The sequence below is a fragment of the Streptomyces sp. NPDC034085 genome (assembly GCF_055575555.1).
The window spans coordinates 342874-358948 of record NZ_JBVISL010000003.1; the positions used below are offsets into that span (position 1 = coordinate 342874).

Annotated in this window: 18 protein-coding genes; 3 read left to right on the top strand and 15 right to left on the bottom strand. The window is 74.8% G+C overall.

The window, feature by feature from the left end:
- Nucleotides 1–59: 59 nt before the first annotated feature.
- Nucleotides 60–1490, bottom strand: coding sequence for a YhgE/Pip domain-containing protein (locus ACZ501_RS11940; protein ID WP_468794458.1), 1431 nt, complete (start codon nt 1488–1490; stop codon nt 60–62).
- 131 nt (nt 1491–1621) lie between these two features.
- Here ACZ501_RS11940 and ACZ501_RS11945 point away from each other — a divergent pair, with 131 nt between their 5' ends.
- A complete protein-coding gene (locus ACZ501_RS11945) occupies nt 1622–2293 on the top strand; it encodes a MerR family transcriptional regulator (protein ID WP_468794460.1) in 672 nt (223 codons plus the stop codon).
- An 11-nt stretch (nt 2294–2304) separates the two neighbouring features.
- On the opposite strand, the gene ACZ501_RS11950 is transcribed toward ACZ501_RS11945, so the two are convergent.
- Both ACZ501_RS11950 and ACZ501_RS11955 read right to left on the bottom strand, forming a co-directional pair.
- A complete protein-coding gene (locus ACZ501_RS11950; RefSeq protein ID WP_468794462.1) occupies nt 2305–2703 on the bottom strand; it encodes a nuclear transport factor 2 family protein in 399 nt (132 codons plus the stop codon).
- 126 nt (nt 2704–2829) lie between these two features.
- Nucleotides 2830–3183 (bottom strand): hypothetical protein, encoded by a 354-nt coding sequence (locus tag ACZ501_RS11955; RefSeq protein WP_361611300.1) that lies wholly within the window; start codon nt 3181–3183, stop codon nt 2830–2832.
- A 348-nt stretch (nt 3184–3531) separates the two neighbouring features.
- On the opposite strand from ACZ501_RS11955, the gene rox reads away from it, so the two are divergent.
- Nucleotides 3532–4965: a rifampin monooxygenase gene (gene rox / locus ACZ501_RS11960; RefSeq protein ID WP_468795481.1), complete on the top strand. Its 1434-nt coding sequence runs from the start codon at nt 3532–3534 to the stop codon at nt 4963–4965.
- Nucleotides 4966–5011: 46 nt separating this feature from the next.
- Here rox and ACZ501_RS11965 read toward each other — a convergent pair whose 3' ends face one another.
- The 6 genes from ACZ501_RS11965 to ACZ501_RS11990 all read right to left on the bottom strand — a co-directional run bounded on the left by ACZ501_RS11965 (nt 5012) and on the right by ACZ501_RS11990 (nt 9391).
- A complete protein-coding gene (locus ACZ501_RS11965) occupies nt 5012–5842 on the bottom strand; it encodes a chloride channel protein (RefSeq protein WP_468794464.1) in 831 nt (276 codons plus the stop codon).
- On the bottom strand, nt 5758–6327 hold the full coding sequence (locus ACZ501_RS11970) for a chloride channel protein (protein ID WP_468794466.1): 570 nt from the start codon (nt 6325–6327) through the stop codon (nt 5758–5760). The genes ACZ501_RS11965 and ACZ501_RS11970 overlap by 85 nt, the downstream gene beginning before the upstream one ends.
- A 297-nt stretch (nt 6328–6624) precedes the next feature.
- Nucleotides 6625–7116, bottom strand: coding sequence for a hypothetical protein (locus tag ACZ501_RS11975; RefSeq protein ID WP_468794468.1), 492 nt, complete (start codon nt 7114–7116; stop codon nt 6625–6627).
- An 87-nt stretch (nt 7117–7203) separates the two neighbouring features.
- Entirely contained in the window at nt 7204–8121 is a 918-nt protein-coding gene (locus ACZ501_RS11980) for an ABC transporter permease (RefSeq protein ID WP_468794470.1), read from the bottom strand.
- Nucleotides 8118–9005 (bottom strand): ABC transporter ATP-binding protein, encoded by an 888-nt coding sequence (locus ACZ501_RS11985; protein ID WP_468794472.1) that lies wholly within the window; start codon nt 9003–9005, stop codon nt 8118–8120. Before ACZ501_RS11985 ends, ACZ501_RS11980 begins: the two co-directional genes overlap by 4 nt.
- Entirely contained in the window at nt 9002–9391 is a 390-nt protein-coding gene (locus ACZ501_RS11990; protein ID WP_361611375.1) for a GntR family transcriptional regulator, read from the bottom strand. The genes ACZ501_RS11985 and ACZ501_RS11990 overlap by 4 nt, the downstream gene beginning before the upstream one ends.
- A 136-nt stretch (nt 9392–9527) precedes the next feature.
- Here ACZ501_RS11990 and ACZ501_RS11995 point away from each other — a divergent pair, with 136 nt between their 5' ends.
- Nucleotides 9528–10502, top strand: coding sequence for an LLM class flavin-dependent oxidoreductase (locus tag ACZ501_RS11995; RefSeq protein WP_468794475.1), 975 nt, complete (start codon nt 9528–9530; stop codon nt 10500–10502).
- Between the two features lie 25 nt (nt 10503–10527).
- Here the strand turns inward: ACZ501_RS11995 and ACZ501_RS12000 are convergent, their stop codons facing one another.
- The 6 genes from ACZ501_RS12000 to ACZ501_RS12025 form a co-directional block, all read right to left on the bottom strand.
- Nucleotides 10528–11532: a BtrH N-terminal domain-containing protein gene (locus tag ACZ501_RS12000; protein WP_468794478.1), complete on the bottom strand. Its 1005-nt coding sequence runs from the start codon at nt 11530–11532 to the stop codon at nt 10528–10530.
- 28 nt (nt 11533–11560) lie between these two features.
- Nucleotides 11561–12292 (bottom strand): DUF6766 family protein, encoded by a 732-nt coding sequence (locus tag ACZ501_RS12005; protein WP_362463752.1) that lies wholly within the window; start codon nt 12290–12292, stop codon nt 11561–11563.
- An 81-nt stretch (nt 12293–12373) separates the two neighbouring features.
- On the bottom strand, nt 12374–12823 hold the full coding sequence (locus ACZ501_RS12010; protein WP_468794481.1) for a hypothetical protein: 450 nt from the start codon (nt 12821–12823) through the stop codon (nt 12374–12376).
- A 289-nt stretch (nt 12824–13112) separates the two neighbouring features.
- Nucleotides 13113–14372, bottom strand: coding sequence for a cytochrome P450 family protein (locus ACZ501_RS12015; RefSeq protein WP_361610139.1), 1260 nt, complete (start codon nt 14370–14372; stop codon nt 13113–13115).
- Nucleotides 14373–14480: 108 nt separating this feature from the next.
- Nucleotides 14481–15143, bottom strand: coding sequence for a spherulation-specific family 4 protein (locus tag ACZ501_RS12020; RefSeq protein WP_361610138.1), 663 nt, complete (start codon nt 15141–15143; stop codon nt 14481–14483).
- A complete protein-coding gene (locus ACZ501_RS12025) occupies nt 15140–16075 on the bottom strand; it encodes an NAD-dependent epimerase/dehydratase family protein (protein ID WP_361610137.1) in 936 nt (311 codons plus the stop codon). Before ACZ501_RS12025 ends, ACZ501_RS12020 begins: the two co-directional genes overlap by 4 nt.

The window sequence follows — 16075 nt, forward strand, 5'->3', positions numbered from 1 at the left end:
CTGAAGGGCCGCGCGGCGGGGCCGGGCGGACCGTTGCGGCCGGCCCGGCCCAGCCGGCCTCAGGCCTTGGAGGGCGCCTCGGCCTCGGCGGACGCGGCCTCCGGAGCGTCGCCGGCCGTCGCGGCCTCGGCCGGGGCCTCGTCGGCGGAGTCCGGGGACCCGGCGGCGGTCGACCCGGCGGCGAGCCCGGTGGCGGCGGGCGCCGCGGATCCGGCGGCGGCGGGGTGGGGGATGCGGTGCAGTCCCCTGACGTCGTACAGGCGGGTGACGGCGAAGCCGAAGGCCAGCGCGGCGACGAAGGCGACCCCCATCGCGGACCAGGCCCGGGTCAGGCCCGCGTCGGCCTGGGCCCCGTAGTAGAGCAGGGAGCGCAGCCCCTCGGTGATCTGGCGCAGCGGCTCGAACTCGGCGAGGGCCCGGAAGAAGCCCGGCAGCGCCTGGAGCGGCACCGTGGCGCCGGAGGAGGGGACGGCCATCGCGATGAACACGATGGTGGCGAGCAGCATGCCGGGGGTGCCGAAGGCGGCGAACAGGGCCAGGCTGCCGATGCCGACGACCGCGATGGTGGCGACCGAGTACAGCCACAGCAGGCCCAGGTGGGAGGCGTCCATGTCGAGCACGGCGACCGTGGCGACCTCCACCAGGGTGCCCATGACCACGGACAGGCCGAGCATGAGCGCCATGCCGATCGCCAGGGTGCGGACGCGGCTGGTGTGTTGGACGGGTTCCCGCTTGCGGAAGGGGCCGAAGTCGGTGTGCACGTAGCCGAGCGCGGTGTCGACCTGGGAGTTGACCACGTTGGCGCCGAGCATGCCGCAGACGATGAGGACCAGCGCGTAGTAGAAGGCGCTCAGGCCCATGGCGCTGCGGGAGCCGACGGGGTGGCCGTCGGCGACGGTGACTGTCACCGGGTCGGCCAGCTTGAGCTGGGCGGCCGTCGGCAGCGGGGTCTTCTGGGCGGCGGCCTGCTGGAGGAGCTGCTGGCCGATCTGCGCGGATGCGGCGTGGGCGGCCTTCTGGGCCGCCTGGGAGGACATGGAGGAGCCTATGCTGCCGGCGGCCTGGTTGGTCAGGACGGTCAGGACCGGCGGTGCGGGCTTGCCGGCGGGCGGCTGCGGGGCGGCGAGCGCGGTCACCGTGGCGGAGAAGTCCCGCGGGATGACGAGGGCGCCGAAGACCTTGCCCCGGCCCAGCCGCTTGTCGGCCTCCTCGCGGCTGACGAGCTGCCAGTCGATGCTCTTGTCGCCCTGGGCGGCCTTCTCGATCCCGGCGACGACCTGCTCGCCGAGGTTGACGCGGCGGCCGCCCGCGTCGGCGCCGGTGTCGGCGTTGACCAGGGCCACCGGCAGGTCGCGCAGGTTTCCTCTGGGGTTGACGTTGCCGCCCACGTAGAGCAGGGCGAACACCATCGAGACCACTGCGGCGATGAGTCCCGTACCGATCCACAGCTGGGGTCGGCGGAGCACGGAGGGTGGCGTGGGGTGAGGCATCGATTCTCCGGTGCGGCTGCGATTCCTGGACTGGATACTTCTGGTATCCAATACTGGATACTGGCAGTATCTTGTGGTGGTGTCCAATCGCCGATGACGGGTACCGGCCGCACGACCAGCAGGGAAGCCGTATGAAGATCTCGGAGCTCAGCCGGCGCACCGGGGTGCCGGTCGCCAGCATCAAGTACTTCCGGCGGCAAGGGCTGTTGCCCGCGGGACGGGCCACCGCCGCGACCCTGGCCGAGTACGGGGAGGAGCACGCGGAGCGGCTGCGGCTGATCAAGGCGCTGACCACGCTGGGCGGCCTGTCCATCGCCGCCACCCGGGAGGTGCTCGGCGCCGTCGACCAGGCGCACAGCACCGAGGGCGCCCTCGGGGCGATCAGCTACGCGCTCCCGGTCCCGGTGGCCTCCCACGGCCCGGAGGACGGCGAGGGGGAGGACGAGGCGGAGGAGACGGCCGGAGCGGAGGTGGCGGAGCTGCTCGCGGCACTGGACTGGCGGGCGCCGGCCACGTCACCGCACGTGCAGGGGCTGACGGCGGCCCTCAGGGAACTGCGCCGGCTGGACGCCCAGTACGCCCCGGGCGAGCTCGCCGCCTACGCGCGGCTGGCCGAGTCGGTGGCCCGGCTGGACCTCGAGCGCGCGTCCTGCCTCGACGACCCGGTGGCCCTGGCGGAGCGGGCGGTCATCGTCTTCGCGATCTGCGCCCCGGTGTTCGAACTGCTGCGCCGCCTCGCCCAGGAGGACCAGGTCCGGCGCCGCATCGCGGACGACGGCACGGGCACCGCCGCCGCCCCCTGAGCCGTCCGCCCTCACCCGGCCACGGTGTCGCCGTGGCGATGGGCCACCCGCCACGCGCCCTGTTCCCGGCGGTAGACCTGGGTGGCCCGCAGGGTGTAGGTGCGCGGCTCGCCGTCGACGGAGGTGGAGGTGTGTTCGAGGCCGGCCGTGTAGGCCATGTCACCCACCACGTCGTACGCCAGTAGTTCGAACGCGTACGACGTGCAGTCGGAGAAGCTTCCCTCCAGGGCCGTGAACAACGCGTCGAGCTCCTGCCGGCCGACAGCGTTGCGCCACGCCCCCAGGACGCTCACCGGCTCGTCGTGCGACCACAGCGCCCGGCGGGCAGCCGCGTCGCCGTTGTGCAGCGCGCGTTCCGCCTCGTACAGATCGGTCCTGACCCACAGCAGGAAGTCGTCGCGGTCGCTCATGCCGTCATCTTGCACCCCGGGTACGGGCCGGCGCGGCGGCCGACACGCGCGGCGCTGCGGGGCGCGGCGGTGCCGCCGGAGCCCGGGAGGGCCGGGCCGGCGGCACCCGGGGGTGCTGCGGCGGGGTCAGATGGTGACGCAGATGCCGTCCTCGATGGACCGGCCGTCGCGCTCCAGGCCACCGCACACCAGCTTGGACCCGGCCTGCTCGTAGCCCACCACCCACCGGTGGGAGGCCGCGTTGACCTTCGTGCTGTGGTAGTTGCCCCAGTAGGAGCGCAGCGTGCCGGGCAGGCCGTCGCGGGTCCGGACGGTGATGTCCTGGACGAAGCGGTTGTGGTGGGCGGTCATCACGCAGATGTACTGGCCGCACTGGCTGTCGACGGCGCCGGGACGCGCGTCGGCGGGGGTCGCGGCGGTGAGCGCCAGGGCGGCGCCGGTGGCCAGGGTCGCGGCGAGGTACCGCAGGCGATCGTTCATGGAAAGGCCGTCTTTCTGTCGCTACTCGGGGAACGCCGACAGGCGGCGGTGTCAGCCGCACCCGCGGGGGTGGGCCTGATCACGATCCGGTTGTAACGACCGGCGGCGGGGCTCGGACAGGCCCTGGGCCGCCAACTCACCCGGGCGGGCGAGCGCCTTCACCCGGTGAAACGCCACTGCACCCGGAGGCAGCGGACGGCGGAAAAGACAAAGGAAAAAGACAAAGGCAAGGAGTCGCCCACTCCTTGCCACTCTCAACATATAGCGCACGGGGGGCCTTGCGGCAAGACCCCGTTCGCCCCGCAGAATGAGCGGCCGAATCCAGAACCTGCGGAAATGGGCGTTTTCATGATGGACGTGATCGTTGCCGGCGGCGGCCCGACCGGTTTGATGGTGGCCGCCGAACTGCGGCTGCACGGAGTGCGCGTGCTCGTACTGGAGAAGGAGACGGAGCCCGCCGGCCATGCCCGTGCGCGCGGTCTGCACGCGCGCAGCATCGAGTTGATGGACCAACGCGGCCTGGCGGAACGCTTTCTCGCACGCGGTGAACGGTTCACGGTCGGCGGCTTCTTCGCCGGCATCGGCGGGGCCTGGCCGACGGGGCTGGACACCACGCACGCGTACGTCCTCGCCATCCCCCAGGCGGTCACCGAAGAGCTGCTGGCCGAGCACGCCCGCGGACTCGGCGTCGAGGTCCGGCGCGGCTGCGAACTGGCCGGACTGACCCAGGACGAGGACGGGGTGGACGTCCGGCTGGCCGACGGCACACGGCTGCGCTCGCGCTACCTCGTGGGCTGCGACGGCGGACGCAGCACGGTGCGCAAGCTGCTCGGCGTTGGCTTCCCCGGCGAACCCAGCAGGAAGGAGACGCTGTTGGCCGACGTGGAGCTGACCGCGTCACCGCGGGAGCTGGCCGCCGTGGTGGCCGAAGTCCGCAGGACCCAGCCGCGGTTCGGCGCCATCCCCGAGGGGGACGGCGTGTACCGCGTCATCGTGCCCGCCGAGGGAGTGGCCGAGGACCGCTCGGTCCCGCCGTCCCTGGACGAGCTCAGGCAGCAGTTGCGGGCGTACGCCGGCACCGACTTCGGTGTGCACGCGCCGCGCTGGATCTCCCGCTTCGGCGACGCGACGCGGCTGGCCGAGCGCTATCGCGTCGGCCGGGTGCTGCTGGCCGGCGACGCGGCGCACATCCACCCGCCCACCGGCGGGCAGGGGCTCAACCTGGGCCTCCAGGACGCGTTCAACCTCGGGTGGAAGCTCGCCGCCGCGGTGGCCGGCTGGGCGCCGGACGGGCTCCTGGACAGCTACCACGCCGAGCGGCACCCGGTGGCGGCCGACGTACTGGACAACACCCGCGCGCAGATGGAGCTGATGTCCACCGAGCCCGGCCCCCGGGCGGTGCGCCGGCTGCTCGCGGAACTGATGGACTTCGAGGAGGTGAACCGGCACCTGATCGAGAAGATCACCGCGATCGGGATCCGCTACGACCTCGGCGAGGGCCACGAACTGCTCGGCAGGCGGCTGCGGGACGTGCGGCTGAAGCGGGGGCGCCTCTACGGGCTGATGCACCGCGGCCGGGGGCTGCTGCTCGACCGGACCGGCCGGCTCTCGGCGGCGGGCTGGGCGGACCGGGTCGACCACGTCGTCGACGTCAGCGGGGAACTCGACGTCCCCGGCGTGCTGTTGCGCCCGGACGGGCACGTCGCGTGGGCCGGCGAGGACCAGCAGGAGCTGCTCGGGGCGCTGCTGCGGTGGTTCGGGGCCGCCTCCGCCCGCGCGTGACGCGTCCCGCGACGGCGGATGCCGGGAGCGGCCGCCTCCGCCGTATTCAGGGCCGTTCCAGCATCCGCCGCCGCAGGCTGTCGTAGATGGGCTCGCTCTCCAGCCGGTCGGCGGTCAGGACCGCGGCGAAGCAGGCGACCAGCAGGGGGAGGACGAGCGCGGTCGCCCCGGTCATCTCCACGACCAGGACGACACCCGTGAGCGGCGCCCGCACCACGCCGGCGAACAGGGCGGCCATCCCGACGGCCGCGAAGGCGCCCGGGCCGATCGGATGCGCCGGCAGCAGCGGTGCGGTGACGGCGTGCGCGAGGGCCCCCCACAGCGCCCCCACGGCGAGCAGCGGAGCGAACAGCCCGCCGGGGGTGGCGGCCGCGTAGCTGAGCGGACCCGCCACGAACCGAACGGCCAGGTATCCCGCGAGCACCGCCACGGCGGGGCTCGCCCCGGCGAGCAGTCCCTCGCTCAGCGGGTCACCGCCCCCGCCCAGCAGCGGGTCGTACGCCATGAGCAGGCCGACCACGGCCCCGATGACGGCGGCCCGGGCCACGGGCGGCACCCGGGTGAGCCGGTCGCCCACCGCCAGCATCCCGACGACGAGGCCGCTGTAGGCCGCGCCCAGCGCTCCGGCGGCCGCACCGAACAGGAGGAAGAGGGGCAGCGTCCACACCGGGGGGAGGCGTGCCCCGGGGACCGGGAAGACCGGCGCGTCACCGACGAGGAACCGGGAGACGGCGAGCGCCGAGGCCGTGCCGATGAGGGTGAGGAGCACCAGGCGGGGCCGGACCGTGCGGGTCACCTCCTCGCAGACGAACAGCAGTCCGCCGAGGGGGGCGGTGAAAGCCGTGGCCAGACCCGCGCCGCCGAGCGCGGTGTGCAACCGACGGGCATCGGCGGCGGCCAGCCGGGTGAGGCGGCCGCCTCGGACCCGATCGAGGCTCCCATGTGCACGATCGGGCCCTCCCGGCCGAGGACCAGGCCCGAGCCGATGGCGAGGAGCCCGCCGAGGAACTTCGCCGGCAGCAGCCACGGCGAGCGGGAGCGGGGGTCGGCCTCCTCCCGCCAGACGGCCTCCACGTGCTGGATCCCGCTGCCCGCCGCGTGCGGGACCCGCCCGGCGATCAGGCAGGCCGCGGCCGCGCCCGCCGCCGCGAGGGCCATCGGGATCAGCCATCCCGGGCCGCCGAGGCCGGCCGCCGCCTCCAGCACCGTGCCGCGCAGCTCGGCGGCGCGTGCCAGGCACCACCGGAACGCGCCGCCGACCAGCCCCACCAGGCAGCCCGCGGGCACCGCGACGAGGTAGGCGCGGTACCCGTCCGGATCCCTCCACCCCGTGGGCCGGGGTCCGGGCCGAGCACCGGGCATGCGCTGCCTCCCCACCGATCCGTACGGGACGTCGTCCGAGCCTGGCCCGGGCAGGCGCGCGGCACGGCGAAGCTCGCCGGGCCCGCGCCCGCGAGGCGCCCGACCGGCCGAAGGCCGCGCGTGCTCCGCGCCTGCGCGAAGGCGCGGCGGCGGCCGTCACCTGAGCCGGCGCAGGGTGTGGCCGTCGGCGGGGCGGTGCAGGTTCCGGCTCGGGGCCGTCTGTCGTACGCGTGCAGCGTCGCCGCGTCGAGGTCCAGCCGCGCGGCCGCGTCCCGGCCCGGCCCGTGCGCCTGCCTGTCACACCGTGTGCTTGTGGAGCACGGACAGGTGGAAGCGGTCGCGGTGGGGTGCGGGTTCGTCGCTGCCCGGGAGGGCGAACACCGCGCAGACGTCGGCGGGGCGGGTGAGGATGCTCGACTGTTCGCCGAAGGTCAGGACCGGGTTGGCCTCGTGCCGGCACCGCGCGGCGTCAAGGGCGGCGATCAGATCCTCGCGCAGGACGGTCGCCTCGTACTCCCCTGCGTTCGCGAGGACGAGGGGCGGCAGCCTGACCGGCGCGCCCGGGCGCAGCCGTATCCAGATCCCGCTGACCCGCCGCTGCGTGACGACGAGGTCCAGCCCGTCCCAGGAGTGCGGGTAGCCGTCGAAGTCGGGGCCCTTCATCCGGATGACGGGGTGCGGGCGTCCGGGGCCGAGGAGCGCCTCGGCCCCGGACAGGGGCATCCCGCAGTGGAGCGGGCCGATCCGGCCGGTCGAGGCGAAGTCCACGAGCAGGTTCATCAAGGTCACGCCGGGGACTGTGGCATCTCCCCCGGCGGTGCGCACGCCGTTTTTACCGTGTGGGCCGGGCCCGGTGCCCGGCCCACACGGCGGGTCTCAGCCGCGCCGGGCGCGCAGGAGGCGGAACGCCGCGTAGAGGGCGGCGGCGCAGAGGGCGAGGACGAGGGAGGTTTCCAGGAGCTGCGTCGGCCAGTAGTGCGACGCCGGGTGGAACTCGGCGTAGCGGGCGGTGACGTGCAGGTCGGCGAAGCACGCGGCCGCGTCGTGCTTCCGCTCGATGCAGGTGTGCGCGGGCAGCCGCCCGCCCGTGGCGGTGAGGAAGCCCACGTCCGTCAGGAGGGCGTCGTGCGGTACCAGTCGGGCCGGGTTCCCGGACAGGGGCATGGTGGCGGTCTGCGTGGACAGGACCGACCAGCGCAGGGAGCCGAGGCCCAGCAGCACCAGGCCGGTGAGGAGGCCGGTGACCGCCATGGCCGCGAGGGTGCGCCGGACCAGCTGTCCGACGAGCGCTCCGAGGGCCACCCCGAGCAGGCAGTACGCGACGAGCACCGGGCCGGTGGCCTCGTACGTTCCCCGGTCGGACCAGGCGAGCTGGTAGGTGCCGGCCACCCGGTCCCAGCCGAGGCGGTACACCGCGACCAGCGCGGCCGATCCGAGGGCCGCCACCACGGCGGCGACCAGGACCTTCGCTCCGAGCCAGGCCCTGGGGGTGGTCGACTGGGTGAGGGCGAGCCGCCAGGTGCCGCTCTCCAGTTCGCGGGCCGTCATGGGACCGGCCACGAAGGCGCCGACGAGCACCGGCAGGAGCAGCAGGTAGGTGCCGCCGAACTCCATGAAGAACCGCAGTACGTTGTACCCGCGGTTCGGGTACGGGATGCCGCGGGGGCCGGCCCACATCCGCAGGGCGACGACCAGGGCCAGTCCGGCGGCGATCAGGGCGGGCACCGCCCACGCCGCGCGCCGGTGCTGGCGGACGGTGGCCCAGTAGGGGCCCTTCAGCGTCAGCGTGCTCATGCCGACACCCCCGCGGCGGCGAGGGAGTCGGCGGCGTCGAACGACGGGGCGTCGGGGGAGCGCAGGTGGGCGAGCAGGAGTTCCTCCAGGGACGGGTGGGCCACCTGCCAGGTGCGGCCGTCGACGGGCCCGCCCGGCCGCACGAGTGCGGTGAGCTGGCGGCCCGTCGTACGGCTCTCCACGACGGTGTGGCGGGCGAGTTCGGCGGCGGCGCCGACGGGGCCGGTGAGCAGCCGGTGTGCCGCGCCGATCTCGTCGATGGGGCCGGAGAGGCGGATGCGGCCGCCGTCGGCGAGGAGGAGGTGGTCGCAGGCCCCCTCCAGCTCGGTGAGGATGTGCGAGGACATCAGCACGGAGGTGCCGTTCTCGGCGGCGTCGGCCATCAGCACGCCCATGAGCTGGTGCCGGGCGAGCGGGTCGAGGTCGGCCATCGGCTCGTCCAGGAGCAGCAGGCGGGGGCGCTTGCCGAGGGCGAGGGCCAGGGCGACGCGGGTGCGCTGGCCGCCGGAGAGCGTCCGGATCCGGCGGTCATGGGCCAGGCTCCCGCCTTCCACGATGCGTTCGGCCGTCTTCGCGTCCCACCGGCCCGGGTTGAGTTCCGCGCCCAGGCGCAGGGTCTCGCCGACGGTGAGCTGCGGGTAGAGGGGCTTGTCCTGCCCCACGTAGGCCAGTTCCTCGCGCGGCGCCGTGCTCAGGGTGCCCTCGGTGGGGAGGGCGAGCCGGGCCGCGAGCGTCAGCAGGCTCGACTTGCCCGCCCCGTTCGGGCCGACGAGTGCGCAGATCCGGCCTTCGGGCAGCCGGAACGAGCACGCGCGCAGCGCCCACTCCTCCCGGCGTCCGTAGCGCAGGCCGAGGCCTTCCGCCTCGATCACGATGTCCGTCATGCGGTGTCGTCCCCCTTGAAGTGCTGGTCGAGTACGGATGCGAAGAGGGCGGCCACGTCGTCCCGTTCCATCCCGGCGGCTCCGGCCCGCCGTGCCCAGTCGGCGAGTTCGTCGTGCAGCGGAGAGCCGGCCGGGGCACCGCCCAGGGACTTCCGGATGAAGGTGCCCATCCCCCGCTTCGCCTCGACGAGCCCTTCGCGTTCCAGTTCGCGGTAGGCCTTGAGGACGGTGTTGGGGTTGATGGCGGTGGCCTCCACGACCTCGCGCGCGGCCGGCAGTTTGTCGCCGGGCTCCAACAGGCCCAGGCGCAGGGCCTGTTTGGTCTGCTGGACGATCTGCAGGTACGTGGCGATGCCGCTGCGCCGGTCGATGCGGTATTCCAGCACGCCCCATCACCACCCTTTCACTAGGCAAGTAGTGAAAGGGTCGGGCAGAGGGGCACCTCCTGTCAACTGCCCGCCCCCTGGCCGGAAAGGAATCACGGCGGGCGTCCCCCCGGTGCCCGCTCCCTATGCTGACGACATGATCGACATACCTCTCTCGGCGCTCGAAGTGGCGATGGTCCAGACCGGCACCCGGGCGGTGGACACCCTGCGGGACACCGCGGCCTTCGCGCAGGAGCTGGAACGCCTGGGCTACCACCGGATCTGGTACGCCGAGCACCACCACTCCCCCGCGATCGGGGCCTTCCCGCCCGTGGTGCTGACCGCCCACGCCGCGGCCTCCACCTCCGGCATCCGCCTCGGCTCGGGCGGCGTGCTGGCCCCCAACCACGCACCCCTCACCCTGGCGGAACAGTGGGGAACGCTGGCCGCGCTGCACGAGGACCGCATCGACCTGGGCATCGGCCGCGGCCCCGGCACCTTCGACGAAGCCATCGCACGGGCGCTGCGCCGCGGGGCCGGGCCGACGACGGACGCGGAGTACCGCGGCGACGTGGCCGCGGTCCTGGCGTACCTGGTGGACGAGGTGGCCCTCGGCCCGCTGCCGGAGCCGTGGCTCCTGGCCTCCAGCACCGAGGGGGCCGCTCTGGCCGCGGAGCTCGGGCTGCCGGTCGCCCTCGCGCACCACATCCGGCCGGAGAACACCCGCGCGGCCCTGGAACGCTACCGGGCGGCGTTCACCCCCTCCCGCTGGTGCGAGCGGCCCCGGGTGCTGCTGTGCGTGGAGACGGTGTGCGCGGAGACGGAGGAGGAAGCCCAGTGGCGCGGCGGCCCGATGAACGTCGTCAAGGCCGGGCTCCTGAAGGGCGTGAGCGACATGCCCTTCCCCACGCCGGCGCAGGCGGCCGCCCACCCCTTCACGGAGCAGGAGCGGCAGGCGCTGGCCGGCTTCCGCGCGCAGCAGGCCGTCGGCACCCCGGAGACCGTCGTGCGGCGGCTCGCACGACTGGCCGCCGAGACCGGGGCGGACGAGCTGATGCTGACCACCCCCGTCTACGACCTCCGCGACCGCGTCCACTCGTACGAGCTCGTCAAGAAGTACTGCGGGGCCTGAGAGGGGGGGCGGGGCCGCTCGGGCGCTACTTCTCCAGCGCCCGCACCGCCCGGCGCTCCAGGTCCACGCAGCGGTCGACGCGTTCCGCGCAGGCGTCGAAGAGCGCCCGGCGTTCCTGCGCGCCGGCCTGCGGGTCGGCGTCCCGGGCGAGCAGGGCCAGTTCCGACCACTGGCCGGCGGACTCGCGGAACAGTCCGGCGGCCTCCGGACGCCCGGCGAGGTCGAGGAAATCGGCGTACAGCGGCCGGGTCGCGCCCGGGGCCGTCCACTCCTCCTCCAGGCAGGCATACAGCCGTCCGGTGCCGGCGCGCAGGGCCTCCGGCGAGCTGCCGAACCGGTGCTCCCAGCCGGCCGGGGTGGTGCCGTCGCGCAGCTGGGCGGCGAGCTTCTCCATGCCGCTGAAGCCGAAGTTCACGTCGAACTCGTTCCCCAGCACGGGCCCGGTGAGGTGCGTGACGGTGGAGGCGATCGCCCCCGCCACGTCCGGTTCGCCCTCGGGCGGCCCGGTGGGCACGATCAGCTGGTGGCGGCCCTTGCGGTGCGCGGTCCAGGCCGCGCCGAACTCCTCGCGGTCGATCCGGTAGGGGGTCTCGGCGCCGTCCTCGACCAGCAGGTCGTCGCCGTCGTAGCCGGCGACGACGACGGTGTAGGGGTCGGTGCCGGTCATCGCGGCGTCCGGGTCGGCCGCGTGCCAGGGCAGCGAGGAGCGGTCGACCACGCAGAACGCCGGCTGCCCCTGGTCCAGGGCGGCGCGTACCCGTCCCCAGCGCGGGTTCATCGCGCGGGTGGCCTCGTACGGGACGCGCAGGCGGCCCAGCGCGACCTGCACCCAGGGCTCGGGATGGGCCTGGGCCACGATCGAGAGGATCGGCAGCCGCCCCTCGTACTCGAAGACGAAGTACATGAAGCCGATCCCACCGGCCAGGCCGGCCACCAGCTCCTCGTCGTGGACGCTGCCCAGGGCGTGCCTGATCAGCGAGGCTTCCCGGTGGCGTCCGGTCCCGAAGTCTTCGTATACGAGCACAGTCATGGGCCGAGCCTAACCGTACGGGACCGCCTCAGCCCTCGACGCCCGTGGCGGTGTGCGGGGCGCCGACCGGCTTGGACTCCGGGGAGCCTCGCTGGCGCAGGTACACGGACAGGATCGCCATCGAGGCGACGGCCAGCAGCTCCGACTGCCAGTTCTGCAGCGACCGGTTCCAGAAGTCGGCCGAGGCCAGGTAGGCGCCCCAGCCGACCGGGTCCTGGAGCTGCCGCAGCTGCTCGGCGTCGTACGCCGCGACGCCGGTGACGGACTGGGTGAACCAGGACAGCAGGAACAGCACGGCCATCACCGTGCCGAGCGAGCGCGCGTACAGGTGCTGGCGCCAGTCCCCGGTGCCCGCCCAGCGCGGCGAGTCGGCGCGGGCGTGTCCGCCCATGCGCTGGTCGCGCTCGCTCTCGGGCCCCGCCTTGTGCAGTTCCTTCGACTCCGGGGAGCCGCGCTGGAGGAGGTACACGGTTCCGAAGATGTAGAGGAAGAACTGCAGGAACTCCGACTGCCAGTTCTCGGTGACGTCGACCGCGAAGTCGGAGGACATCAGGTAGGGCCCGAAGCCGACGCTCTCCAGTCCGTCGACGGCGAGCGCCTCGTTGAACTCGGCGTGCCCGGCGATCGCCTGACCGGCCAGTACGAGCAGGAACGCGGCTCCGAAGGCGAGCGTGAGGCTGTTGTCGCGCCAGAAACTCCGCCGGCCGCCGCGCCCGCCGCCCTCGTCCTTGCCGTCGGTGTCGTCGGCGGCCGCGCTCACCGGTGCATCACCCCGATGGCGAGGAAGTAGCCGAGGCCGCCCAGGATGAGCGTGAGACAGCCGGCGAAAAGACCTTTCATCTCATTCTCCCTTCAGCGTGCACTGGTACGGCCGGTCCGGGCGCGGCGTACATCCGGCGGCCACCACCTTCCAGCCGCCGTGGAACTGCGACAGGAACAGCGTGTCGTCCGTCAGCCGCAGCATCGCCTGCCTGCCGTACACCTCGGTGCCCCGTACGGGGCCCCCGCGCGGCAGGTCCTCACCGGACAGGGCCTCGGCGCAGGAACGCTTCTCCTCCTGCTCCAGCTGCTCGCGGGTGGCGGGCGCCAGCAGTTCGCACGCCCCGGCGTAGTCGGATGCGGTCAGGGCCCGTTCGAAGGCGGCCGCCGCGTCCCGGGCCGCGTCCTGCCGGGGCGCCGGAGCCCCGCACCCGGCCAGCAGCGCGGCCCCGGCGGACCAGCCCAGTACGGCCGCCAGGGTGCGGGCGGTACGGGGCGCGGGGCGGGTGCGCGGAGGTGGGGTGGTGTCCAAGCTGCTCCTCCTGCTGCCGGGCCGCGGGCGCACCCCGGGGTGCGCCGCCGTCCGGGGAGGGTTCCCCGGCGCGGGCCGTCCATCCCCCGCCGGAGGGGGAAAAGCACCCGTGTGCGGTACGGCCGGAAGCGGCGGTTCACCCGGTCGGCCACGGGCGCGGCGGGCGCCGGCCGCCGCCGAACGGCCGCTCACCGCAGGGCCGCTCACCGAACGGCCGCTCACCGCACGGCCGCTGCCGCACGGTCGGGCGCCGCACGGTCGGGCGCCGCACGGTCGGGCGCCCGGGGCCTCAAGCGCCGCCTGGGGTGAAGGTCACCGGGAGGCGCTGGGGGCCGCGCAGGCCGCCGGGGCGCCACGGGATCTCGTCCGGCGGGACGGCGAGGGCGAGCCCGGGGAGCCTGCGCAGGGCCGTACCGATGGCGATCTGCCCCTCCAGCCGGGCCAGCGGTGCGCCCAGGCAGTAGTGGATGCCGTGCCCGAACGCCAGGTGGGCGTTGTCCTGCCGGGTGATGTCCAGGCGGTCGGGGTCGGGGAACCGCGCCGGGTCGCGGTCGGCGATGGCCGAGGCGATGAGCACGGTCGAGCCGCGCGGGACGGCCACCCCCGCGATCTCGACGTCCTCGCGGGCGAACCGGGCGATGCCGGGGCTGACCGGGCCGTCGTAGCGGAGGAACTCCTCGACCGCGCCCGGCAGGAGCTCCGGGTCGCGGCGCAGCCGGTCGAGCTGGCCGGGGTGGGCCAGCAGCATCACGAGGCCGCCGCCGATCAGGTTGACCGTGGTGATGTAGCCGGCGGCCAGCAGCAGGAAGACCATGGCGATCAGCTCGTCCTCGGTCAGCCGCTGCTCCTCGTCCCGGGCGGTGACGAGGCCGCTGAGCAGGTCGTCACCGGGACGGGAGCGCTTGTCCTGGATGAGCGCGGTCACGTAGGCGCGCATGTGCTGCCACGCCTCGTTCACCACGGCGGGGTCCGGCGGCTCCTCGCCCCGGGTGATCAGGCGGTCCGTCCAGTACTGGAAGTCGTGGCGGTCGTCCACCGGCACCCCCAGCAGTTCGCTGATCACCGCGACCGGCAGCGGCAGCGCGAAGTCCGCGACGAGGTCGGCGCGCCCGGCCGGGAGGACGGCGTCCAGCAGCCCGTCGGTGAGGGCCTGGATGCGGGGCCGCATCGCGGCCACCCGGTGGGCGGTGAACGCCTTGGAGACCAGGCGGCGCAGGCGGGTGTGGTCGGGCGGGTCGCTGCGGAGCATGTTGCCGAGCATCGCCTCGCGCTCCGCGCCGGGCAGCTGCCGCAGGAGGCGGGTGTCCGTGGCGTCGCGCACGTCGCTGCTGAGGCGGGGGTCGGACAGCGCCGCGAGCCCGTCCTCGTAGCGGGTGACGAGCCAGGCCTCCAGCCCGCCCGCGATGACGGCGCGCCGGACGGGGCCCTCCTCGCGCAGCCGCCGGTACAGCGGGAAGGGGTCCGCGACGAACGCCGGATCCGCGTAGGGCAGCAGTACCGGTGGCTCGCTCGTCCCGTCCCGGGGGGCGTCGCCGGTTTCCGTCGTCACCCGGCCATGATGCCGGGCGGAGCGGTCCCGCGGCGGCAGCGCCACGGTCTCGCGTACGACCGCCGGGGAAGCAGCCGCGCACCGCCGTCCGGGCTCGCGTGGCCGGCGTCAGGGTGGCGGGGCGGTGAGGGCCGGGGTCGGGCGGCTCCAGGGGTTGGGGAGTTCGCCGGTGACGGGGCCGCAGACGGCCGCGCCCCGGTCGTGGGCGGTGCGCACGGCGAGGGGGACGAGCGCCTCCGGGACGGCGTGGACCAGGTGGCAGAAGCGCTCGGGCGGATGACGGGCCGTCCACCCGGGCCGGCTGAACCGCGTGACGTACGTGGACCAGTCGCCCTCGAAGGTGACGACCAGGTCGGCGAGGCGCAGGTACCCGGGCGCCGGGTGGACGCCCGGGTTCAGGACGACGGTCCCCGCGCCGAGCCGGCGCAGCGAGCGGACCAGGCGGCGGCAGCCGCGCAGCCCCTCCGCGCCGGCGCTCACCCGGTCGAGGAAGCAGCCGTCGGCCCCGTACCACTCCTGGTACCGGAGCATCTCGTAGTGGGCCTCCGCCGCGTCCCGGGCCCCGTACGCGGTGTCGACGTAGCCGAGCAGCCGGGCGCCGGCCGCGCGCAGGGCCGCGGCCGCCGCCGTGAACGCGGGATCGGGGCGCGGGCCCGGACCGCTCGCGGGGTTGAGCACCACCGCGTAGGTCCGGGAGGCCGCTCCGATCAGCAGGGCCCAGGCACCCGGGTCCTCCGCCGGATGGACGTACAGCGGCACGAGCAGGCTCATGGCACGCGGCTGCCGTCGCGGGCGGCCGCGCGGCCACCGCGGCCCGCGTCCCACAGCGAGGCGAGCATCTCGTCCAGCCGCCGCTGCGGGCGCCACCCCAGCGCCCGAGCCGCGGCGGTGATGTCGGAGCACTGCCACGAGACCTCGGCCGAGCGGGCGGAGCCGGCCGTGCCGCCCGGGTCCTCCTCGATCCGCCCCCGGAAGCCCGCCCGGTGGGCCAGGCCGTGCACCAGCTCGCGCACCGGTACGGCCTCGCCCGCGCCGATGTTGAGCACCGGTGGCAGCGGCCCGGGCACGGTCGCCGCGAGTGCGGCCGCGCGGGCCACGTCCCGTACGTCGACGAAGTCGCGGTACGCGGACAGGTCTCCGAGGCGCAGCACCGCCCGCGGGTCCTGGCCGGCCGCGCCCAGCAGGGCGGTGATCCTGCCGGGCAGACCGGTGGCCGGCGCGCCGGGCCCGACCGGGTTGCCCACGCGCAGCACCACCGCGTCCAGGCCGGATGCGGCCACCGCGACGGTCCCGGCCAGCTTCGTGACGCCGTACGGGGTGACCGGGGACGCGGGGGCGGACTCCCCCACCCGGACGCCGAAGGCGCCCGGGCCGTACTCGGCGGCCGAGCCCAGGTGCACCAGGCGGGCCGCCGGGGCGGCCTCGCCGAGGGCCGCGCACAGGACGGCGGGGCCGCGGGCGTTGGCCTCGGCGAGCGCGACCGGGTCGCCCGCGGTCGCGCCCGCGCAGTTGACCACGGCGTCGGGGGCCGCCGCCGCGAGGGTCTCGGCCAGCCGCCCGGTGCGGTCGGCGGCGAGGTCGATGCCGTACTCGGCGCCGGGCGAGCGCCCGCCGTGGAGGACCCGTACGTCCGCCAGGGCGCGGAGCCGGCGTGCGACGTGGGCTCCGAGGTAGCCGGTGGCTCCCAGGACGAGGATGCGCAT